Here is a 21836-nt window from a genome sequence, read left to right as displayed (position 1 = left end):
CACTGTGAATCCAGAGGCTTGCCGAACGGTTATCCAAAGGGGAATGTGGATAACACCGTCGCATATCGAAGCGTTTTGCTGTGAGGCGAACGGATGAAGCCAACGTTGCCGGCATCGCCAGCCGCGCAACATCGATCGTCAGCCCGCCGTGCGAGCGTTTCAAAAAATTTTCACGAAGGGGCTTGTGCTCCCCTAAAACCCTCTCTATAATTCGCGGCTTCTTAGGCTCGTAGCTCAGTTGGTTAGAGCACCACCTTGACATGGTGGGGGTCGTTGGTTCGAATCCAATCGAGCCTACCAACGAACAAAACGAAGGGGTCCGGCAGCACGACTTGCCTACAGGCAACACGGCTCGCCAAACATACGAACGCCACGCGGCAACTTCGCGTGGCGTTTTTCTTTTCCGGTCCGAAACGATGCGTGACGCCCCGATGCGTCATGTCGTGCGAACCGCGGCATCGCATCCTCCGTTCGACATCCCGACCTGCCACACAACGGCCGCTGCACGGCGCGTAGAATCGTCTGCGCATCGACGTGGCAGCTTCGCTCGTCGCCCGATTTCCACCGCATCAAAACAACGACGCGCGCTTCGCGCGCCTGAGAGCACACGACATGTCCGAGGTCACGACCGCCGCACCACGCGCAAGCCACGACGAAATCGCCGCTTACGTCGGCAAGAAGGCCGACTGGTACGAACGAAAGTGGGCGATCGCCGAATCGCGCAAGAGCCGGCAGTCGTGGAACTGGGCCGCGTGCTTCCTCGGCCCGGTGTGGATGGCGTATCGATGCATGTACTGGCAGGCGGCCGCCGTGCTCGCCGGCACGCTGGGCATCACGCTGATCGAGTTGCTGTACTTCCCGGGATACTTCGAATCGAGCATGCTCGACCCGGCCACGATCGCGATCGCGTTGTCGCTCGGTTGGTACGGGAACGGCCTCTACAAGACGCACATCGCACGCAGGATCGAAAACCTGCGCCCGCACGCGACGTCCCGCGAATCGTTTCTCGCGCTGCTCGACGCGCAAGGCGGCACGAACTGGCTGGCTGCGGCCGGTTTCGCCGTCGCGACGCCGCTGCTCGGCGTACTGCTGTACATGGTCGGCAACGCCGGAGGCGGGATGTACTGATCGCGGCAGCCGGCAAGCGGAACGCAGGGCGGAAAGAAGCGGGCGGGCGCCGCCGCGGCATGCATCCGCATGACACACGGCGCATGCTCGCGCCACCATCCTCAATGCAGATGCTTCAATTTGTCAGGATTGCGCACGACATAGATCGCGACGATCTTCCCGTCGTCGATCTCGAGCGCAGTCGTCTGCAGCTCGCCATCGGCTTCCAGCGTGACGAAACCCGGCAGCCCGTTGATGAACCCGGCCCGGATGAGCTTCGACGCTTGCGTCGCGAACAGCTCGGCGAGGTACGCATGCACCCGCATCACGAGTTCGAAGCCGAACACCGGCTTGCCGGCCGCGGTACGCTTGCCGCCGCCGTCCGAATGCAGGCTCACGTCCTCGGCGAGCATCGCGCCGAGCGCGCGCATGTCGCCGCTGCGTGACGCCGCGAAGAATGCTTCGGCCAGCTCGATCCCGCGCTGCTTGTCGACATGAAAACGCGGCCGCGCCTCGCGCACGTGCGTGCGGGCCCGCGCGGCGAGCTGCCGGCACGCGGCCGGGTCGCGCTGGATCGTCGTGGCGACTTCGTCGAATTCGAGGCCGAACACGTCGTGCAGCAGGAACGCCGCGCGTTCGAGCGGCGAGAGCCGTTCGAGCGCGAGCAGCAGCGGCAGCGTGACGTCGTCCTGTTGATCTTCCTCGACGACCGGCTCGGGCAGCCACGGGCCGATATAGGTTTCGCGCTGGTGCCGCGCGGACTTCAACTGATCGAGGCACATGCGCATCACCATGCGGCGCAGGAACGCCTCCGGCACGCGTACGTCGGTGCGGTCGACGTCCATCCAGCGGATGAACGCCTCCTGCACCATGTCCTCGGCATCCGCAACGGAACCGAGCATCCGATACGCGACGCGGATCAGCGTGCGGCGCAGCGGATCGAAGCTCGCCGCCGCGTCGGCCCGTTCGTCGGCACCGCCGTTGGCCGGGTCGAGGTTCGGCATCAGGCCACCATCTTCGCGGCGGCGGCCTTCGCGTCGGCCGGGTCGACCCACAGCCCGAAGCCGACGGCGAGCCGGTTCCAGCCGTTGATCACGTTGATCATCACCGTGAGTTTCACCTGTTCCTCCTCGCTGAAATGGTCGTTCAGCGCCGCATAGGCCGCTTCGTGCGCAGCGTGGCCCTCCGACAGCCGCGTGAGCGCGTCGGTCCAGCCGAGCGCCGCGCGTTCGCGGTCGGTGTAGCAGGGCGCTTCGCGCCACGCGGACAGCAGGTAGATGCGCTGCTCGGTCTCGCCTTGTTCGCGGGCCTCGGCGGTGTGCATGTTAATGCAGTTCGCGCACGCGTTGATCTGCGACGCGCGGATCTTGACCAACTCGATCAGCGTCGGCTCGAGGCTGCCGGCGGCGGCGACCGACACGGTCATCCAGTGCTTCATCAGCGCGGGGGCGGCGGCAAACGGATTGAGTTTCGCAGTCATGGTGGCTTCTCCTTTCGTGTGGGTTCCGCCGATATGACGAGCGAGCCCCCCGCGGGTGTGACATCGATGCAAAAAATTTTCGGAACCGTCGAAGCGGGCAGCGGCAAGCGAAGGGCGAAGCCGTCGAGCAGGGCGCCACAGGACGCGATATCGACGGACGAATGGGGCGCATCGCGCCGTTCCGCCGACGAACGCGCGCCATCGACCTTTCATGCATGCCGTGCGGTTGTCACCGGACGTCAGCAGTGTGCAGTCGCGGGCACGTGCATTGCGTCCGTCGGCTCGAACCCGGCCGCGACGGCCACCGACGGTTCGTCACGCGTGCGACGCCCTCATCGAAAATGCTTTCATTTTTCTTTCTGCTTCGTTTCATCGGAAATCCGATTCGCGACGTTCACATTTCTGGACCATACTGTTCTGCACGGGCAGACGAAGTGACGCCGCATCCGCGGCCCGGCGCGCGCGCCGGCTGCCCGACGACGCAGCAGCAGGTTGCACGTCAGCCGCGCGCACGCCAGCGCAAGGCTTTCCCTTTTCCGGCAACGCAACGCAGCGAATCGCGACGTGGACGGTAAACCGATGAGCCTCCTTGCATCACAGCTTCAGCGCCGTTACCAGGACGTGCGCGCCCATAGCGTCGCGCTGACCGCGACGCTGTCCGCCGAAGACCAGGCCGTGCAGTCGATGCCCGACGCGAGCCCGACGAAATGGCACCTCGCGCATACGACCTGGTTCTTCGAAACCGTCGTGCTGATGCGCCGCGTGCCCGGCTACGCGCCGTTCGACGACGCATTCCAGTTCCTCTTCAATTCCTATTACGAAGCGCTCGGCCCGCGCCATCCGCGACCGCAGCGCGGGCTGCTCACGCGTCCGTCGCTGGACGACGTGCATGCGTACCGGCAATACGTCGACGACGCGATGCTGCGCGCGCTGGCCGACGCCGACGCGGCGCAGCTCGAGGCGATCGCGCCCGAGCTGGTGCTCGGCCTGCATCACGAGCAGCAGCATCAGGAACTGATCGTCACCGACATGCTGCATGCGTTCTCGTGCAACCCGTTGCGGCCGGCGTTCCGGCCGCGCACCGGCGCCGATGCGCAACGCGCGCTGGCCGCGGGCGACGCCGGCCCGTTGCGCTGGTTGCATCAGCCGGGCGGGCTCGTCGAGATCGGCCACGACGGCGATGCGTTCTCATTCGACAACGAGCGACCGCGACATACGGCGCTCGTGCGGCCGTACGAGATCGCGAACCGCCTCGTGACGAACGCGGAATTCGCGATGTTCGTCGCGGACGGCGGCTATACGCGCCCCGAATTCTGGCTGTCCGACGGCTGGGCCACGGTGCAGCGGGAAGGGTGGCAAGGGCCCGCGTACTGGATGCCGGACGACGACGACGCGGCCGCCACGCGCGTGCGGCGCACCTTCGGCCTGCACGGCGTCGAACCGCTCGCGCCCGACGCGCCGGTGTGTCACGTGAGCTTCTACGAGGCGGCCGCGTATGCGGAATGGGCCGGCGCGCGGCTGCCGACCGAATTCGAATGGGAAACCGCGTTCGCGGCCGACGGCATCCGGCAGATGCTCGGGCATGTATGGCAGTGGACGCGTTCGTCCTACGAGCCGTATCCGGGCTTTCGGCCGCTCGCGGGTGTGGCGGCCGAATACAACGGCAAGTTCATGGTCGGCCAGCAGGTTCTGCGCGGCAGCAGCATCGCGACGCCGCCCGGGCACGAACGGCCGACGTACCGCAATTTCTTTCCGCCGGCGGCACGCTGGCAATTCACGGGAGTGCGACTTGCGCGAGACGTCTGACCTGACGGCCACGAGCGGTGGCCTGCAACCCGCCCGCGATGCGCGGCCGAGCGCGTTCGAGCGCGACCTGATCGACGGACTGTCGCGCACGCCGCGCAGCATTTCGCCGAAATACTTCTACGATGCGGCCGGCTCCGCGCTGTTCGACCGCATCTGCGAACTGCCGGAGTATTACCCGACGCGCACCGAGCTCGGCATCCTGCGCGAGCGCGCGGCCGAGATCGCGCAGCGTGTCGGCCCGCATGCGGACATCGTCGAATTCGGCGCGGGCTCGCTCGAGAAGATCCGCATCCTGCTCGACGCGTTCGCGAACAACTACGCGAACGCGCCGGCGCGCTACGTGCCGATCGACATCTCGGCCGACCATCTGCACGGCGCGGCCACACGCCTGCGCGCCGCGTATCCGTGGCTCGACGTCGCGCCGCTCGCGGCCGACTACACGAAGGCCGAGCAACTGGCCGAGCTGACCGAAACGCCGCGGCGGCGCATCGGCTTCTTTCCCGGGTCGACGATCGGCAACTTCTCGCCGGAAGAGGCCGACACGTTCCTGCGCGACGCGGCGCGGCTGCTGCGCGGCGGCGGCCTGCTGGTCGGCGCGGATCTCGTGAAGGACGAGCGCACGCTGCACGACGCGTACAACGACGCGCAGGGCGTGACCGCGCAGTTCAACCTGAACCTGCTGGCGCGCGCGAACGCCGAACTCGGCGCGGATTTCGACGTCGATGCGTTCTCGCACTGCGCGTTCTACGACCGCGAGCGGCAACGCATCGAGATGCATCTCGTCAGCGACGTCGCGCAGACCGTACACGTGCGCGGCCACGCGTTCAGCTTCGAAGCCGGCGAGCGCATCCACACGGAGAACTCGCACAAGTTCACGATCGACGGCTTCCATGCGATCGCGCGCCGCGCCGGGTTCGAACCCGATACCGTGTGGACCGACGCGGACAAGCTGTTCAGCGTGCACTGGTTGCGCAGTGTCGACGATATCCGCGCGTAATGCGCGCTGCCGCGAACCGCTCGCGCCGCAAGGCCACGGCGGTTCGCTCCCCGTGCCCCGGCGTGTTCGATCCGATCGCCGGTTTCGTGCCGAAAAATCCCTTTTTTACCGACCCGATGCGTCGCTGCAACGGTGTCCGGCATGCCGCCTCTCCCATGCTCCATCAGGCTTTGCGGGCACCCGTAAACGTCCGTTACTGCTCTCGCATACCCGTTTCACCTGTGTCGGCGTCCGGTGCCTAGACTCCGAACCGTAGTCACACGACGCACGACACGTGCAGGGAGTCGCGAAATGAGCAAGAAACTTATTCTCGGTGCAGTTCTCGGTGTAGCGGCGCTGGCAGCCTCGGGCGTCGCATCGGCCCACGTCGACCTGTCGGTCGGCATCGGCGTGCCGGGCGTCTATGCGGCGCCGGCGCCCGTCTACGTGGCGCCGCCTCCGCCCGTGATGTACGCGCCGGTCGGCTATCGCGACGACGGTTGGCGCGGCGACGGCTGGCGTCAGCGCGAATGGCGCGAACACGAGTGGCGCCGCGGCGAATGGCGCGAGCACGAGTGGCGCGAGCGCGGCGGCTGGCGTGGCGGCCGCTGGGACTAAGCGGCTCGATCGATCATTCGAGAGGAGAGTGAAAACATGATGCCCGTTCGATACATCGGACTACGTGCCGCCGCCGCTGTCGTTGCGCTCGCAACGATCGGCAGCGCGCACGCGGCGGGCTGCATGAAGGGTGCGGTGGTCGGCGGTGTGGCCGGTCACTATGCGGGGCACCACGCGGTGGTCGGCGCCGTGGGCGGCTGTATCGTCGGCCATCACATGGCGAAGCAGCACGCGCAAGAGCAGGCCGCGCAACACAAGGCCGCCGCGCAGGGCATGCAGCCGCCGCAGTAAGCACCTCGTCACCTGGGCGACGTCGCGGCATCGCCCAGGTGCTTCGCCCCCGCGTTCATGCGTGCCCGCAATTGATCCGACGAATGCGTGCCGCACGCGTCGTTACGATCATTTACAACGTCGTGCTGCGCGAATATCTCGCATTCATAAAATGCAGTCACGCAAACGCGCTCAATGGGAGCATCAAATGAAACAGCAACGATATCTGTCCGTCCTGGCGGCCGCGCTGCTCGCGCTCGGCTCGGTGTCTGCCCATGCGGCGGCCGGCGGCAACGGCGGGGGCAATGGCGGCGGTCATGGCGCAGGTGGCTCGGGCGGCAACGCAGGCGGCATGTCGGGCGGCCACATGAGCGGCCAGGCGCTGAGCAACTCGAACGGCATGCACGCCGGCGACCGGGACAAGGGCCTGTCGCGCGCGGCCGACCGTTCCGACACGATCGCCGATCGCGCCGGCACGCAACCGGGCCGCGGTCACTCGCACGCGCATGGCCATACCGCGCATGCGTCGACGTCCACGCATCATTCGCATCGCAACGCATTCGGCCGTACGCTGTAAGCGCAGCCTGCGAATGCACGGGAAGGGCGCTTCGGCGCCCTTTTTTCATGGCGAAAACGTAACGTGTCGGGCGAGCGAAAACATCGTGTCGACCCGATTTGCAACCAGCCGTAACGGCGTCGCCCGCACGCGAGTAATGCGATTGCTTTCATGCGGATGACGGAACGGGCGATGCGCGGGTACCCGGCACGATCGATAACGGCCGGGCCATGCCGATAAAAAGGGCGGCTCGTCGCCGCCCTTCGTGTCACCGTCCCGCGCCCGCCGGCGGCGCCGCAGGTTCGAACAGCGCATCCGGCTGCCCGACGCGCACGAAGCGCGCCGCGCCGTCGCCATCGGTCAGCGCACGGAAATGCGCTTCGCCGCACGCGAGCTTCGCGCGCTCGTGCTCGCTCGGCACGTGGCCGTCGGCATTCGGCGTATCGACGACGAAGTACAGCCGCTCGCCGCCGTCCTGTTCCGCGAGCACGGCCCAGTCCGGATGGTAGCTGCCGAGCGGCGTCTGCACGCGGAACCACGCCGGCAGCTTCGCGTACAGCTTCACGCCTTCGTGCGCTTCGAGCGCATCGGCGAACGCGCGCTCGGCATCCGTCTCGCACACGACCGCTTCGTGGATCGACTTGCGCGCGTCCAGCCGCAGATTGCGCAGGTAACCGGTCAGCGCTTCGCTCTCGAACGATTCGAGCGCATGCACGTGGCGCTCGCCGAGCTTGCGGTACGCGATGCCCGCGACGAGCGCGAGCCGCTTGCAGCGGTTGATCGCGTCGGCCGCCACCGCAATGAACTGCTGCGGATTCACGCGGAAATCGTCGAGCCGGCCGCTGTCGGCGAGGATCGTCGCGAGCGAACGGCGCGTGAGCTGCGTCCGGTCCTGCAACTCGGTGAGCAGGTCGGGCAGCGGCAACTCGCCCTCGTCGAGCAGCACCGTGCCGGCGCCGGCCACCTCGATCGCCTCGATGCCGGCCTTGCCGATGTCGATCTCGGCCTTGCGCCACTGCAGCCGCGCCCGCGCGATGTCCGGCGCGGCGCGCAACGCGGCCGTGCAGTCGCGCACCAGCTTCGCGTTGTCGAACTCGACGCGGTACACGGTGCGATGGCGGATGCGATCCCACAGCGCGCGGAAATCCTCGCCGAACACGACGGCCTTGCCCGACGCATCGCGCCGCAACGCGATCGCGCGGCGCTCGTCGGCGTTGCGCACCGCGAAGCGGCCCGACAGCTTGCGCAGCGTCGCGACGATCGGCGCACGCAGCCGCTCGAACGCGTCCGGCAGCACGAGCGCGCTCTGGCGCAGCGCATCCTTCAGCCGGTCGAGCACCTTGCCCTGCGCGTCGACGTAGCCCTGTTCGCGCAGATGGTTCCACAGCACGCGCGACAGCTCGACGCCGAGCGCATGCGCGGGGCCGCCGTCTTCCTGCACCGGCAGCGCCGCGAACTGGTGCTCCTCGACGATCCCGAAACGAATGCCGGTATCGGCCTCGATTTCCTTCTGCAGGTTCTCCGCGAACGACTCGTAGCGCTCGGTCGCGATCACGGTGAGCGTGTTCACGCCCGGGTCGCGCACGCGCTCGCCGTCCTGGTCGACGGCGAGGCGCAGCCCGCGGCCGAGTGTCTGGCGGCGTTCGCGCTCGGTCTGGATGTCGCGCAGCGTGCAGATCTGGAACACGTTCGGGTTGTCCCAGCCTTCCTTGAGCGCCGAGTGCGAGAAGATGAACTTCAGCGGCGTGTCGAACGACAGCAGCGCTTCCTTCTCGCGCATGATGAGGCCGTACGCGCGCTCCGCGTTCTCGCGGGCCGCCGCGCTGCTCTCGCTCGTGTCGGTCCAGCCGCCCTTGCGGTCGATCGAGAAGTAGCCGTTGTGCGCACGCTCGACTTCGACGGCCACGTCGACGCCGTCGAACAGCGCACGGTAAGCCGGCACACGCGCCGCGCGCGCATATTCCTCTTCGAAGATCAGCGCGTAGTCGCCCTTCACGGGCATCCCGTTCTCGTCGTAGCGGCGATAGCGCTCGACCGAATCGACGAAGAACAGCGACAGCACCTTCACGCCGCGCTCGGCGAGGCGCAGCTCCTTGTCGAGATGCTCGCGGATCGTGCGGCGGATCATCTCGCGCTGCACGGCAAGCGTGTCGATGTCGCCGAACGCCTCGCCGAGCGACAGGAACGCCTCGCCTTCCGGATGACGCAGTTCGACGTACTCGGCGCCCTTGACCGCATGCACTTCGCCGATCCGCAGCCCCGCGTACAGCGCGCGCCTGGTCAGGCGCTCGAGATCGTCGCCGTCGGTGGCCGATACGATCTGGCGCTTCACGCCGGCCGCGGTCGCGACGTCGAGCTCGAGGCGCGCGCTGATCGCGCCGCGCCGGTTCGACACGCCGACGAGCCGCACGTACGGCTTGTTGTGCGCATCCTCGACGATCGCCGACGCGATCTCGATCTGCTTGACGAGCTTGCGCTCGTACGCGTCGACCGCGTCGAGCCGGTACACCATGTGGTGGCGGTCGACGTGCGTGGCCGAATAGCGCAGCGTGCAGAGCGGCGCCATCGCGGCGAGCGCTTCGCGACCGCGCCCCTCGAGGCCGCCGTCGACGCTTTGCGGTTCGTCGACGATCACGATCGGCCGCGTCGCGCGGATCAGGTCGATCGGTTTCTCGCCGCCGGTCTTCTCGCTGTCCTTGTAGAGGTTGTTGATCTCTTTCTTGTTGATCGCGGCGACCGTCATCACCATGATCTGGATCGCCGCGCTCGCCGCGAAGTGGCGCACCTGGCCGAGCTTCGCGGAGTCGTACAGGAAGTAGTCGTACGGCACGCCCGCGTACAGCGCGCGGAAGTGCTCCTCGGTGATCGACAAAGTCTTGTGCACGCCTTCCTTGATCGCGATCGATGGCACGACGATCACGAATTTCGTGAAGCCGTAGCGGCGGTTCAGCTCGAAGATCGTGCGCAGGTACACGTAGGTCTTGCCGGTGCCCGTCTCCATCTCGACGGTGAAGTCGCGCGAGCCGGGCAGGCCGGACGGCGGCAGTCCGCCGCGCAACTGCACGTCGGCGAGATTGCGCGCGAGTGCGTCGTCGGTCAGCGACAGCCGGTTGCCGACGCCTTGCTCCGATACGGCGAAGCCGAGCGAGCCTTGAGCTGCGGCCGTCGTGCCGGGCGCGGCGTTCGCGAGCACGCTGAAGTCGCCGCGATACGATTCCTGCCCGCGAAACAGGTCGCAGACGGCGTCGATCGCCTCGCGCTGGTAGTCGAGATCCGCCTCGAAATGCAGCCGCATCACAGGCTCCGCACGCGCTTCACGCCGTGCTGTTCGAGCAGCGCGGCGAGATTGAGCTTCGCGACGTCGTCGACGAAGCCGCTGTCGCGGAACAGGCACGTGACGTCGCGCGACGCGCCCGTCGCATCGAGCAGGTCGACGATGCCGTCGGCGAGCGGGCCTGCGTCGTCGCGCGAGATGCGCGCGTCGAAGCACGCGACGATCGCGCGGCCGATCAGGTGCACCGTCTTGCCGGCCACCGGGTGATGCTCGACCGGCGTGCACAGGTCGAGGCCGAGCTTCAGCGTCAGCTCGGCGAGCAGGTCGTCCTCGGTGCGGCCGGTCTTCACGTGCTCGACGGACGCGAACAGCGCATGGTCGAAGTCGTCGCGGCGCGGGTCCCACTCGATCACGTTGGTCGTGTCGAGCCGATACACGCGAAAGCCGAGGTCGCCATAGCTTTCCGGATAGTCGCGCGCGACCTGCTGCGCGGCGCGGCGCAGGCGTTCCTTCGTGATTTCCGCGAGCGTGAGCGGCTTCTTCAGCTTCGCGCAGAAATCGGCGGCCGCGGCTTGCGTCTTGTCGCGGCGGTCGAGCGCCTCGGGCAGTTGCACGAGGATGTAGCGGCGCGCGCCGCCGTCGGTCGCATTCACCTGCATCACCGCGTGGCCGGTCGAGCCGGAGCCGGCGAAACAGTCGAGCACGATGTCGTCGCCGCGCGTGCACCAGCCGATCACGGCCGCCGCGAAGTCGACCGGCTTCGGCAGGTCGAACGGGATGCCGAGCGACTTCAGCAGCGCGTCGTCGGAGCCCGCGAAAGGCAGCACCGACGGCACGTTCTCGTACATGTTCTCGTCGAGGTAGTAGATCCGCTGCGGCTGCGTGGTTTCATCCGGGCCGAATTCGATCTGGCCGCGCTCGAGCAACGCCTGCATCGTCGCGGGCGGGTTGCGCCAGCCGCGCGCCGGCATCGCGCACGGCTTGCGGGTGACCGGGTGGATCAGCGGCGTGAAATATTCGTCCGGCGCCTTCTTCTTGTTCGGCCACGCCATCGACACGAGGCGGTACACGCGGCCTTCCGCCGACAGCCGGTCGTACATCACCTCGCCGCCGGACAGGTTGGTCTGCGCCTTCAGCCACGCGCGGTACGCCTTTTGCGCGTCCTTCGGGTTGCCGCTGCGGTACACCGCGTCGTGCGCGGCGTCGAGCATGCGCTGCGCGTTGCGCTTCGGGCGCTTGAGCGGCGCCCGTTCGAGCAGCGTCTCGGCGTTGCGTGCGAACAGCACCAGCGATTCGTGCTGGTACGCGATGCCGCGCGCGTCGCCCTTCGGGTTGCGCTTGTCCCACACGGCCACGCCGAGCTCGTTTTCCTCGCCGAAGATCTCGCGCAGCATCAGCACCAGCGCATGCACTTCGTGCTCGTCGATGTGCACGGCGATCAGCCCTTCGTCGGACAGCAGCGCGTGCGCGAGCTTCAGGCGCGGATACATCATGTTCAGCCAGTCGGTGTGGAACCGGCCGTTCGCCTCGGTATTGGTGCTGCGCTTCACGCCGCCGTCGGTCTGGCCGGTCATCGCCAGGTAGTGGCGGATGCTGTCGCTGAAGTCGTCCGGATAGACGAAATCGCTGCCGGTGTTGTACGGCGGGTCGATGTAGACGAGCTTCACCTTGCCCGCGTAGCTCTTGTGCAGCAGCTTCATCACGTCGAGGTTGTCGCCCTCGATCACGAGATGGCGCGTGTCGTCCCATGCGACGCTGTCGTCGGGGCAGGGGCGCAGCGTGCCCGTCGACGGCGTGAGCGCGGCCTGGCGCGCGCTGCGCTTGCCGTGCCAGTGGAAGCCGTAGCGCTCGTCGGCGTCGCCGACCGTGCGTTCGCCGACCAGCGCCTTCAGCACGTCGACGTCGACCGACGCGCCGTCCGGGCCTTCGGTCACGAGTTCGGGGAACAGCGCCTTCAGGCGCGCGACGTTGTCCGCGGTGAAATCCGTCGACATCGCCTGCGGGCTGGCCGCATCGAGTTTCTGCATCGTCTTTTCCATCGGAGCCCGGCCGCGCGCGCCAGGACGTCGGGCGCGCTCACGGCACCGGCGGCAATGGCCGCCCGGGCAAACCCGAAACGCTAGCGAGTCGGTCGGCGCAGGTCAAGCGCCGATATGGGTCGAGCGTGCGCCCATCGGCCGCGATCGCCCGCCGGACGGGCCGCGGGCGGGTTCGGGCCGGTTGCCGCCCGGCCGGCCGACGGCCGTTGCGCAGGCGTCCGGCGGCCGTCCGGCAAGAAGGAAAAAAGGGCACGGTCGGCGCAAAGCGCCGGCGTGTTCGGTAGCCGGCCGGTTCTGGCGCTTGCCGCTATCCCATTGGGTGCGCCGCCACCATTCCGGCTGAGTCGTCTCCCGGCGACTGAAGTCCGCGCAGCCCGTCAGCGCCAGCCGATCAGCACGCGCCCCATCGCATCGAGCCCCATGTCGAACAGGTGCGACACGAACGGCACGAGGTTGGGCACCATCAGTTGCACGAGCAACAGCCCGACGAGCATCGTCACCGGAAAGCCGACCTGGAACACGCCGATCTGCGGCGCCGCGCGGTTCAGGATGCCGAGCGCGAGGTTCGCGATCAGCAGCGCCGCGACCACCGGCAGTGCGAGCAGCAGCCCCATCTCGACCACGGTCGCGCCGAACGCGGCGAGCGTGCGCCAGCCCGGCGCGTGCAGCAGGTCGCCCGACACCGGCAGCGACTGGAACGACGCGGCGAGCGCCGCGAACACCTGCAGGTGGCCGTCCACCGCGAGGAACGCGAGCATCGCGACCGCGTTCAGGAAGCGGCCCATCGCCGGTGTCGCGCCGCTCGTGTGCGGATCGAAGAAGGTCGCGAAGCCGAGGCCCATCGACAGCCCGATGAAGTCGCCGGCCGCCTCGACGGCCGCGAACACGAGCTGCATCGTGAAGCCCATCGCGACGCCGATCAGGAATTGCGTGACGAGGATCCAGATGCCCGGCGCGGAGAACACGGTGACGTCCGGCATCGCGCCGAGCGTCGGCGCGACGACCAGCGCCATGAACGCGGCCAGGCCGATCTTCGCGCGCACCGGCACCGCCGCGTGGCCGACGACGGGCGCCGTCGCGACGAGCGCGAGCATCCGCACGAACGGCCACAGGAACGCGGTGAGCCAGCCGTTGAGCTGCGCGTAGGTAACCGAGAACATCGCCGCCGGCGCTGTGCGCGGCTCAGCCGGCGCCGAGCGTCGCGACGTGCAGCAGCGTCTGCCGCAGGTAGTCGAGCATCGTCGTCAGCATCCACGGGCCGGCGATCACGAGTGTCGCGGCGACCGCGAGCAGCTTCGGGATGAACGACAGCGTCGCTTCGTTGATCTGCGTCGCGGCCTGGAACAGGCTCACGACGAGGCCGACCGCGAGCGCGACCAGCAGCAGCGGGGCCGCGAGCAGCAGGCCGACCATCATCGCCTGATGCGCGAGCGTCATCACTTGTTCGGGCGTCATCGCGCGTGTTCCTCCGCTTAACTGAAGCTCTGCGCGAGCGAGCCGATCAGCAGTTGCCAGCCGTCGACCAGCACGAACAGCATCAGCTTGAACGGCAGCGACACGGTGGACGGCGACACCATCATCATCCCCATCGACATCAGCACGCTCGCGACGACCATGTCGATGATCAGGAACGGGATGAACACCGTGAAGCCGATCTGGAAGCCGGTCTTCAGCTCGCTCGTGACGAACGCGGGCACCAGCAGTGACAGCGGCACGTCCTCGGGGCCCTGCATCGGCGCGGCCTTCGAGATCTTCGCGAACAGCGCGAGATCGGTCTCGCGGGTCTGCTTCAGCATGAAGCTCTTGAACGGCGCGACGCCGCGCTGCACGGCCTGCTCCATCGGCATCGAGCCGTCGGAGAACGGCTTGTAGCCGTCGTTGTACGCCCGGTCGAGCACCGGCGACATCACGAAGAAGGTGAGGAACATCGCGAGGCCGACGAGCACCTGGTTCGGCGGCGTCGTCGCGGTGCCGAGCGCCTGGCGCAGCAGCGACAGCACGATGATGATGCGCGTGAAGCTCGTCATCATCAGCAGCATCGCCGGCAGGAACGACAGCATCGTGAGCAGCAGCATCGTCTGCACGCTCAGCGAATAGGTGGTGCCGCCGTGCGGGCCCGGGCTCGCGTTGAACGCGGGCAGGCCGTTCGCCTGCGCGCAGGCAAGCGCGGGCGCGAGACAGAGGATCAGCACGGGCGCGACGCGCGCCGCGCGCCGCAGGAATGCGTGTTTCATCGGAATGCGAGGTCGGAAAGAGGGCGCGGCGCCATGTCAGCGGTCCTTGCCGCGACCGAGGCGTTTCGCGGCTTCGCCCGCGAGCGCGTCGCGAAACCGCGAGCCGAACGTGCCGGGCAGGCCGGCGTCGGACGCATCGCCGCCGGCGGCCGCGTCGGCCGGGGCCGAACCCGCGGTCGCGGCGGCCGCCGTCGAACCGGCCGGCAGCGTATGCAGCAGGCGCACGTTGCCCGGCGCGACGCCGAGCACGAGCCAGGTGTCGCCGATCTCGACGATCGTCGCGCTTTCCTTCGCGCCGAGCCCGACGCTCGACACGACCTTCAGCGGGCCGCCGCGCCGTGCGGGCTGGAAGCCGAAGCGGCGGGCAAGCCATGCGCACGCGAACACGAGGCCGATCACGACCGCGAGCCCGACGAGCGTCTGCAGCACCGCGCCGATGCCGAGCGACGGCGCGGCCGAACCGACCGTCACGCTCGACGCGATCGAACCGGCGTGGTTCACCACGTTCATGTCGGCGGCGCCGGCCGGCGCGCACGCAAGCGCCGCGACGGCGGCCAGCGCCGGCGCCGCAATCGCGCCGCATGCGCGCTGGCCGGGCATCGCGACGTTCATCGATTCAGCTTCCGGATGCGTTCGGCCGGCGTGATGATGTCGGTCAGGCGGATGCCGAACTTGTCGTTGACGACCACGACCTCGCCCTGCGCGATCAGGCAGCCGTTCACGAGCACGTCCATCGGCTCGCCGGCCATGCCGTCGAGCTCGACGACCGAGCCCTGCGCGAGCTGCAGCAGGTTGCGGATCGCGATCTTCGTGCGGCCGAGCTCCACGGTCATCTTGACCGGGATGTCGAGGATCATCTCGATGTCGTTGTGCGTCGAGTTCGCCGCGGCCTTCGACAGCGGCTGGAACACGCCGGCGCCCGTCGCCCCCGCCTGCACCGGCTGCTGGTTCTGCTCGGCAAGCGCGGCCGCCCAGTCGTCCATGCCCGGATCCTCGTCGGCCGCGGCCGGCGCCTGCGCGTCGGCGGCCGACGCCGCGAGGGCCGCATCGGCCATCGCCTGCATGTCGTCGTCGGGCGTCTGGTTCAGCTCACTCATATCCACCTTCCTTCATCGAATCGCTCGCGCCGATCATCTTCTGCACGCGCAACGCATATTGACCATTGAAAATTCCGTAGCCGCATTCCATCACCGGCACGCCGTCGACCTTCGCGGTGATCGTGTCCTCGATCTCCAGCGGCAGCACGTCGCCCGCGCGCAGATTCAGGATCTTCTCGAACGTCGACGGGATCTCGGCCAGATTGGCGGTCAGCTCGACCTCGGCGGCCTGCACCTGCTGCGACAGCACGCGCACCCAGCGGCGGTCGACTTCGAGCGCCTCGCCCTGGATCGGCGAGCTGAGCACGTCGCGGATCGGCTCGATCATCGAGTACGGCATGCAGATGTGCAGCGTGCCGCCGGTCGGTCCGAATTCGATCGAGAACTGCGTGACGATCACGATCTCGTTCGGCGTCGCGACGTTCGCGAACTGCGTGTGCATTTCCGAGCGCACGAATTCGAACTGCAGCGGCCGCACGCTTTTCCATGCGGTCGTGTAGTGCTCGAACACGAGGTTCAGCAGCTTGCCGATGATCCGCTGCTCGGTGGCCGTGAAATCGCGGCCCTCGACGCGCGTGTGGAAGCGCCCGTCGCCGCCGAACAGGTTGTCGACGACGAAGAACACGAGGTTCGGGTCGAACACGAACAGCGACGTGCCGCGCAGCGGCTTCACGTGCACCAGGTTCAGGTTCGTCGGAATCGGCAGGTTGCGGGTGAATTCGCTGTACTTCTGCACCTTCACCTGGCTGACGGAGATTTCCGCCGTGCGCCGCATGAAGTTGAAGATGCCGATCCGCAACAGGCGCGCGAAACGGTCGTTGATGATCTCGAGGCCGGGCATCCGGCCGCGGACGATGCGCTCCTGCGTCGCGATGTTGTAGGGGCGGACGCCCGACGTGTCGCGCTGCTCGTCGACCGCATCGGTTTCGCCCGTGACGCCCTTGAGGAGGGCATCGACCTCCTCCTGGGACATGAACTCCTGGTGACCCATACGCGCTCCTTTCGCGGCCGCGTTACTGGACGACGAACTCGGTGAACAGGACGTCGTCGACCTTCGCGCGCTGGTTGCCCGGCTGCGTCGGCTGCTCGATCAGATCCCGCAGCTCGTTCGCGAGCGAACGTTTGCCGTCCGGCGTCGCGAGTTCCTCGGGATGCTTGTTCGACAGTGCGAGCAGGATCCGGCTGCGGATTTCCGGCATCCGCGCGGTCAGTTGTTCCTGCGCCTTCGGGTCGGTGAGCTTCAGCGACAGGCCGACGCGCAGGTAGTGCTGTGCGCCGTCGTCGGACTGCAGGTTCACGGTCAGCGGGTCGAGCGCGAAAAACGTCGGCGCGGCGAGCGGCGCCGGCTCGGCAGGCGCGCTCGCATGGCCGACGCCTGCCTTGCTCAGGAACACGTACATGCCGCCGGCGGCGGCGGCAGCCGCGCCCAGCGCGATGACGGCGATGAGCGCGATGCGCTTGATCTTGCCGGACGAAGCCGGCTTGTCGGCGGTCGGGGTTGCGGTCGTGGCCATGTGAATGCGTGCGTGATGTCTCGTAGCATGCATTGTTCGGCATCCGGGCCGAGGCCGATGGGCGGAAAAGAGGGGGGAATTGCGGCTATCTCAGCCGATTGTCCCGACGGTCGGCCGGATGTCGGCTCGACGCCGGGCAGCAACGGCGGGAAAACGAGCAACGGGGCGAGGGTAGAGTGCGGCGGGCGGGAACCGGGCACGCCGGACGGAGCGAGCGGGCGCGACGGCAAGGCGGGCGGCGGCGCCCGCCCGTGCATCGTCAGATCGGCAGCAGCGTGAGCAGCGGCGCGATCAACACCATCGCGACGCCCGCGATCATCATCGTCAGGCTCGACACGACGCCTTCCTCGCTGCCGATCTCGCGCGCCTTCGCGGTGCCCACGCCGTGGGCGGCCGCGCCGAACAGCGCGCCGCGCGCGAGCCGGGTGCGCATCGGCACGAGCGCCAGTACCAGTTCGCCGAGCAGCATCCCGCAGATGCCGGTCGCGATCACGAAGAGGGCGGTGAGATCCTTCGGCGCGTGGATCTTGTCCGACACGGCGAGCGCGAACGGCGTCGACACCGAGCGCGTCATCAGCGAGCGCTGCAGCTCGGGCGACAGGTGCAGCAGCTTCGCGAGCAGCAGCGACCCGCATACGCCCGCGGCGATCCCGACCGCGACGCCGACCGACAGCGACAGCCAGTGGCGGCGGATCAGCTCGCGATACTCGTAGATCGGCACCGCGAACGCGATCGTCGCCGGGCCGAGCAGCCACATCAGCCAGCGCGTGTCGCGGAAATAGACCGAATACGGGATGCCGGTCAGCAGCACGAGCAGCACCAGCACGCCGGGCACGAACACGAGCGGCGAGAACAGCAGCGTCTTCTTGTACGCATAGAGCCGCTTCGACGCGAAATACAGCACGACCGTCAGCACGAAGCAGCCGACGGAGATCGCGGTATTCACGCGATCGGCGGGCAGGTTCGACAGCGCGGCGAGCATGGGCGGCTCCGGCTCAGTGAGCGACGGCGCTCAGGCGCGTACGGCGGCGCTCGGCGAATACGCGCTGCGCGGCGAGCCGGCGTTCGAGCTTCGCGGCGAGATCGACCGCCACGGCCACCGCGACCATCACGAACGCGGTGCCGGCGAGCATCACCAGCGCGATGCGCCAGCCGTCCTCGCGGAACAGCCCGCCGTACTGCACCGCCGCGACGGCGGCCGGCACGAAGAACAGCAGCATGTCGGACAGCAGCCAGTTCGCACCGTCCTTCACCCACGCCGGTGCGACGCGGCCCGAGAACAGCAGCACGAGCAGCACCGCGAGGCCGATCACGCCGGACGGAATCGGCAGCCCGACCTTGCGCACGGCCCAGTCGACCGCCATCCACAGCACGCCGAGCGCGGCGGCCTGCAGCACGATCCGGCCCGTATGCGCGAGGCTGCCCGAAGCGGCGGGGCGGGCGGCGGCAGTGGCGGTCGGCTTGTTCATGACGGGCTCCATACGGATGTTTCTGTCGACGGCGTCAGTATAGGGTTTCCCCTAACCATAAATAAAATGACTTGTCTCTATCCTTATCATTCCAATTCGGAATTCGTTTTGATGTTGCCGCACCAATCTGGGGAGTGATCGATGGAATTGCGCGCGCTGCGGTACTTCGTCGAGGTGGTTCGCCAGCAGAGCTTCACCGCGGCGGCCGACAAGCTGTTCGTCACGCAGCCGACCATCAGCAAGATGGTGAAGGCGCTGGAAGACGAGATCGGTTCGCCGCTCCTGCTGCGCGACGGCCGGCAGATGGTGCTGACCGACGCCGGGCGGATCGTGTTCCAGCGCGGCCAGGACGTGCTCGCCGCGCAGGCGCAGCTGCAATCGGAGCTGAACGATCTCGGCACGCTCGGACGCGGCGAGCTGACCATCGGCATTCCGCCGCTCGGCGGTTCGCTGTTCACGCCGATCATCGCCGCATACAAGCAGCGCTATCCGAACATCGAGCTGAAGCTGTTCGAGCAAGGCGCGCGGATGATCGAAGCCGCGCTGACGTCGGGCGAGCTGGAACTCGGCGGGCTGCTCGAGCCGGTCGATCCCGGCACGTTCGAGCGGCTGCCGATGGTGCGCGCGCCGCTGTGGCTCGTCGCGCCGCGCGAATCGCGCTGGGAGGAGCACGCGGCCGTGCCGCTCGCGGATCTCGCACGCGAATCGTTCGTGTTCTATGCGGAAAGCCTCGCGCTGCACGATGCGGTGCTCGATGCGTGTCGGCAGGCCGGCTTCACGCCGTCGATCGTGAGCCGCAGCGGCCACTGGGATTTCATGGCCGCGCTCGTGCATGCGGGCGTCGGTATCGCGCTGCTGCCCGAGCCGTATTGCCGGCGGCTCGACGCGGGGCAGTTCACGTGCCGGCCGATCGTCGAGCCGGAAATCACGTGGGCGATCGCGCTCGGCTGGCTGAAGAAAGGCTACCTGTCGCACGCGGCGCGGGCATGGCTCGACGTCGCGCGGGCGACGCTGCCGCTCGCGGCGGGCGACGATCTGGCGTTCGGGGGGCTGCGGGCGAGGGATTGAGGGTCGCGCTCAGGCTCGGCGCGATCAGACGTGCCGAATCGGGCCCGGATACCGGGCAAGCGTATGGTCGTGCGTGAGCAACGTGACGCCTTCCGAAATCGCCTGAGCAATCAGGACCCGATCGAACGGATCACGATGCACTGCCGGCAGTTGTTCCACGGCGAGAACATGCTCGCTCGTGATCGGCAATTCGACGTAGCCGGCGTCGAGCAGATTGCGACGCAGCACGTGCGGATCGACTTGAAAATCATTGCGGTCGAGCCTGCGCTTGATCACGATCTCCCACAGACTTGCGACGCTGAACAACAGGGTATAGGCGGGATCCTCGATGAGCGTGCGGGCACGATCCGGCAATTCGGTCGCGTCCGCCGCCGCCCAAAGGATCAGGTGTGTATCGAGCAACAGTTTCACGCGTCGCCCTCGAACAGCTTCGGGATGGCCTCGTCGCCCATCGTGTCGAAGTCGGGCGGCACGACGATCTGCCCCTTCATGAAGCCGATCCGCGCCGGCTGGGGCGCCTCGGGCGCATCGATCGGCACGACCTTGACGAGCGGCTTGCCGGCCTTCGCGATCACGAATGGTTCACCCGCATGAACTGCCTCGTCAATCAGACGCGACAGGTTCGTCTTCGCGTCATGCATGTTGTAGGTCTGCATGGCATCTCTCAAATAAACTAAGTTCAATTGATATATTAGCTTAGTTTATATGGAGTCTGCCCGCAAGACCGCGGTCGCTTGCATACAGGACTGGCCGTCAATGCCCCATCGCCGGCCCCGCGCCCTTCTTCGGCTTCGTGATCCACACGAGTGCCGCGAGCGCGATGAACATCACCGCCGACAGATGGAAGAAGTCGTTGGTCGCCATCATGAAGCCCTGCTGCGTGACGAGCTGGTTGAGTTGCGCATTGGCCGTCTGCCCGACGATGCCGAGCTGCGCGAGCGCGCCCTGGTAGTCGGTCGTGTTCTGCGCATAGACGCTCACCGATTCCGACAGCCGCGCATGATGGTAGATCGCGTCGTTCTCCCAGAACGTCGAGCTGGCCGCGGTGCCGATCGCGCCGGACAGCGTGCGCAGGAAGTTCGACAGCCCCGACGCGCTCGCGAGCCGTTCGTCGGAGATGCTCGACAGCGTGATCGTCGTCATCGGCACGAAGAAACACGCGACGCCGATACCCTGCACGAGCCGCGGCAGGATCACGTGGTTGAACGGCACGTCGAGCGTGAACGTCGCGTTCCACATCGACACGCCCGCGAACACGATGAACGCGAAGCTCGCGACCATCCGCAGGTCGAGCCGGTGCATGTTGCGGCCGATCAGCGGCGACAGCACGAGCGCGAGCAGCCCGACCGGCGCGGTCGCGAGGCCGGCCTTGCCGGCCGTGTAGCCCATCACCGTCTGCAGCCACAGCGGGAAGATCACGACCGAGCCGAAGAACGCCATGAAGCCGAACGAGATGATCAGCGCGCCGAGCGCGAAGTTGCGGTCCTTGAAGAGCGTGAGGTCGACCACCGGCTCCTTCTCGGTCGCCTCCCACACGAGCATGAACGCGAGCGACACGACCGCGATCAGCGCGAGCGCGACGATGAACGACGAGTTGAACCAGTCGCGGTCCTTGCCGAGGTCGAGCATCATCTGCAGGCACGACACGCCGATCACGAGCAGCGCGAGGCCGATCGCGTCGATCCGCTGCTTCGACGTCTTCGTTTCGCGGCCGCGCAGCAGGAAGTACGCGCAGGTCGCCGAGAACACGCCGATCGGCAGGTTGATGTAGAAGATCCACGGCCACGTGTAGTTGTCGCTGATCCAGCCGCCCAACAACGGGCCGAAGATCGGCGCGACGATCACCGTCATCGCCCATAGCCCGAGCGCGAGCCCGCGTTTCGCGGGCGGGTAGCTGCGCATCAGGATCGTCTGCGACAGCGGCACCATCGGCCCCGACACGAGGCCCTGCACCAGCCGGAACGCGATCAGCGTCTCGAAGTTGGTCGCGAGGCCGCACAGCGCCGACGCGATCGTGAACGCGAGCACGGACAGCGTGAACAGCCGCACTTCGCCGACCCGCCGCGCGAGCCAGCCGGTGAGCGGCACCGCGATCGCGGACGCGACCGAGTACGACGAAATCACCCACGTGCCCTCGCTCGTCGCGACGCCGAGGCTGCCCGAGATGGTCGGCACCGCGACGTTCGCGATCGACGTGTCGAGCACTTCCATGAAGGTGCCGAGCGCGAGCCCGACGGTCAGCAGCGCGAGCGCGCCGCCGGTCAGCGGTGCCGGTTCGGCAGCGGGGGAGGGGGCGGATGCCGTGGTGGCGGACATCGGAATCTCCTA

Annotated in this window: 23 protein-coding genes and 1 tRNA gene; 8 read left to right on the top strand and 16 right to left on the bottom strand. The window is 67.6% G+C overall.

Going from position 1 to position 21836, the window contains the following annotated elements:
* Nucleotides 1-223 precede the first annotated feature (223 nt).
* Both WT97_RS22750 and WT97_RS22745 read left to right on the top strand, forming a co-directional pair.
* Nucleotides 224-300 (top strand) — tRNA-Val (locus WT97_RS22750).
* Nucleotides 301-612: 312 nt separating this feature from the next.
* On the top strand, nt 613-1128 hold the full coding sequence (locus WT97_RS22745; RefSeq protein WP_060354473.1) for a DUF2628 domain-containing protein: 516 nt from the start codon (nt 613-615) through the stop codon (nt 1126-1128).
* 101 nt (nt 1129-1229) lie between these two features.
* Here WT97_RS22745 and WT97_RS22740 read toward each other — a convergent pair whose 3' ends face one another.
* Together WT97_RS22740 and WT97_RS22735 are read right to left on the bottom strand one after the other, a co-directional pair.
* Entirely contained in the window at nt 1230-2111 is an 882-nt protein-coding gene (locus WT97_RS22740; RefSeq protein WP_060354483.1) for a sigma-70 family RNA polymerase sigma factor, read from the bottom strand.
* Nucleotides 2111-2587, bottom strand: coding sequence for a carboxymuconolactone decarboxylase family protein (locus WT97_RS22735; RefSeq protein ID WP_059503076.1), 477 nt, complete (start codon nt 2585-2587; stop codon nt 2111-2113). Before WT97_RS22735 ends, WT97_RS22740 begins: the two co-directional genes overlap by 1 nt.
* 579 nt (nt 2588-3166) lie before the next feature.
* On the opposite strand from WT97_RS22735, the gene egtB reads away from it, so the two are divergent.
* The 5 genes from egtB (at nt 3167) to WT97_RS22710 (ending at nt 6834) form a co-directional block, all read left to right on the top strand.
* Nucleotides 3167-4393 (top strand): ergothioneine biosynthesis protein EgtB, encoded by a 1227-nt coding sequence (gene egtB, locus WT97_RS22730; protein WP_060354472.1) that lies wholly within the window; start codon nt 3167-3169, stop codon nt 4391-4393.
* Nucleotides 4377-5390, top strand: a complete 1014-nt coding sequence (gene egtD / locus WT97_RS22725) for an L-histidine N(alpha)-methyltransferase (RefSeq protein ID WP_059790435.1) — start codon at nt 4377-4379, stop codon at nt 5388-5390. Before egtB ends, egtD begins: the two co-directional genes overlap by 17 nt.
* Before the next feature lie 291 nt (nt 5391-5681).
* Nucleotides 5682-5987, top strand: coding sequence for a hypothetical protein (locus WT97_RS22720; RefSeq protein WP_060354471.1), 306 nt, complete (start codon nt 5682-5684; stop codon nt 5985-5987).
* A 36-nt stretch (nt 5988-6023) separates the two neighbouring features.
* A complete protein-coding gene (locus tag WT97_RS22715) occupies nt 6024-6278 on the top strand; it encodes a hypothetical protein (RefSeq protein ID WP_059503083.1) in 255 nt (84 codons plus the stop codon).
* 187 nt (nt 6279-6465) lie between these two features.
* On the top strand, nt 6466-6834 hold the full coding sequence (locus WT97_RS22710) for a hypothetical protein (RefSeq protein WP_059503085.1): 369 nt from the start codon (nt 6466-6468) through the stop codon (nt 6832-6834).
* 247 nt (nt 6835-7081) lie between these two features.
* Here the strand turns inward: WT97_RS22710 and WT97_RS22705 are convergent, their stop codons facing one another.
* The 11 genes from WT97_RS22705 to WT97_RS22655 form a co-directional block, all read right to left on the bottom strand.
* Nucleotides 7082-10108, bottom strand: a complete 3027-nt coding sequence (locus WT97_RS22705; protein ID WP_060354470.1) for a type III restriction-modification system endonuclease — start codon at nt 10106-10108, stop codon at nt 7082-7084.
* The gene (locus WT97_RS22700; protein WP_060354469.1) at nt 10108-12126 is read right to left on the bottom strand and encodes a site-specific DNA-methyltransferase; all 2019 of its coding nucleotides are present in this window, start codon (nt 12124-12126) and stop codon (nt 10108-10110) included. The genes WT97_RS22705 and WT97_RS22700 overlap by 1 nt, the downstream gene beginning before the upstream one ends.
* 377 nt (nt 12127-12503) lie before the next feature.
* A complete protein-coding gene (gene fliR / locus WT97_RS22695; protein WP_059827066.1) occupies nt 12504-13286 on the bottom strand; it encodes a flagellar biosynthetic protein FliR in 783 nt (260 codons plus the stop codon).
* A 22-nt stretch (nt 13287-13308) separates the two neighbouring features.
* Nucleotides 13309-13581: a flagellar biosynthesis protein FliQ gene (fliQ, locus tag WT97_RS22690; RefSeq protein WP_006401718.1), complete on the bottom strand. Its 273-nt coding sequence runs from the start codon at nt 13579-13581 to the stop codon at nt 13309-13311.
* Between the two features lie 17 nt (nt 13582-13598).
* Entirely contained in the window at nt 13599-14360 is a 762-nt protein-coding gene (gene fliP / locus WT97_RS22685; protein WP_060354468.1) for a flagellar type III secretion system pore protein FliP, read from the bottom strand.
* A gap of 36 nt (nt 14361-14396) precedes the next feature.
* Entirely contained in the window at nt 14397-14972 is a 576-nt protein-coding gene (fliO, locus tag WT97_RS22680) for a flagellar biosynthetic protein FliO (RefSeq protein WP_060354467.1), read from the bottom strand.
* Nucleotides 14969-15457 (bottom strand): flagellar motor switch protein FliN, encoded by a 489-nt coding sequence (gene fliN / locus WT97_RS22675; RefSeq protein WP_034209688.1) that lies wholly within the window; start codon nt 15455-15457, stop codon nt 14969-14971. Before fliN ends, fliO begins: the two co-directional genes overlap by 4 nt.
* Entirely contained in the window at nt 15450-16448 is a 999-nt protein-coding gene (fliM, locus tag WT97_RS22670; protein WP_034209687.1) for a flagellar motor switch protein FliM, read from the bottom strand. Before fliM ends, fliN begins: the two co-directional genes overlap by 8 nt.
* A 22-nt stretch (nt 16449-16470) precedes the next feature.
* On the bottom strand, nt 16471-16971 hold the full coding sequence (fliL, locus tag WT97_RS22665; protein WP_095211793.1) for a flagellar basal body-associated protein FliL: 501 nt from the start codon (nt 16969-16971) through the stop codon (nt 16471-16473).
* Nucleotides 16972-17230: 259 nt separating this feature from the next.
* Nucleotides 17231-17953 carry an LrgB family protein gene (locus tag WT97_RS22660; RefSeq protein WP_059503099.1) on the bottom strand — a complete coding sequence of 241 codons (723 nt, stop codon included), beginning with the start codon at nt 17951-17953 and terminating at the stop codon, nt 17231-17233.
* Between the two features lie 13 nt (nt 17954-17966).
* A complete protein-coding gene (locus WT97_RS22655) occupies nt 17967-18440 on the bottom strand; it encodes a CidA/LrgA family protein (RefSeq protein ID WP_059503374.1) in 474 nt (157 codons plus the stop codon).
* 141 nt (nt 18441-18581) lie between these two features.
* Between WT97_RS22655 and WT97_RS22650 the strand changes: the two genes are divergently transcribed.
* A complete protein-coding gene (locus WT97_RS22650) occupies nt 18582-19508 on the top strand; it encodes a LysR family transcriptional regulator (RefSeq protein WP_059503101.1) in 927 nt (308 codons plus the stop codon).
* Nucleotides 19509-19532: 24 nt separating this feature from the next.
* Here the strand turns inward: WT97_RS22650 and WT97_RS22645 are convergent, their stop codons facing one another.
* From WT97_RS22645 to WT97_RS22635, 3 genes are all read right to left on the bottom strand, one after another.
* Entirely contained in the window at nt 19533-19919 is a 387-nt protein-coding gene (locus WT97_RS22645) for a type II toxin-antitoxin system VapC family toxin (protein ID WP_059790447.1), read from the bottom strand.
* Nucleotides 19916-20164, bottom strand: a complete 249-nt coding sequence (locus WT97_RS22640; protein ID WP_060032203.1) for a type II toxin-antitoxin system Phd/YefM family antitoxin — start codon at nt 20162-20164, stop codon at nt 19916-19918. Before WT97_RS22640 ends, WT97_RS22645 begins: the two co-directional genes overlap by 4 nt.
* 97 nt (nt 20165-20261) lie before the next feature.
* Entirely contained in the window at nt 20262-21824 is a 1563-nt protein-coding gene (locus WT97_RS22635; RefSeq protein WP_059503107.1) for a DHA2 family efflux MFS transporter permease subunit, read from the bottom strand.
* Nucleotides 21825-21836: the final 12 nt, after the last annotated feature.

Source organism: Burkholderia sp. MSMB1459WGS, from assembly GCF_001534535.1.
In the GTDB taxonomy this organism is placed as follows: Bacteria; Pseudomonadota; Gammaproteobacteria; order Burkholderiales; family Burkholderiaceae; genus Burkholderia.
Note: the sequence above shows the minus strand (reverse complement) of the source record. Positions and strands in the feature narration are given on the sequence as shown.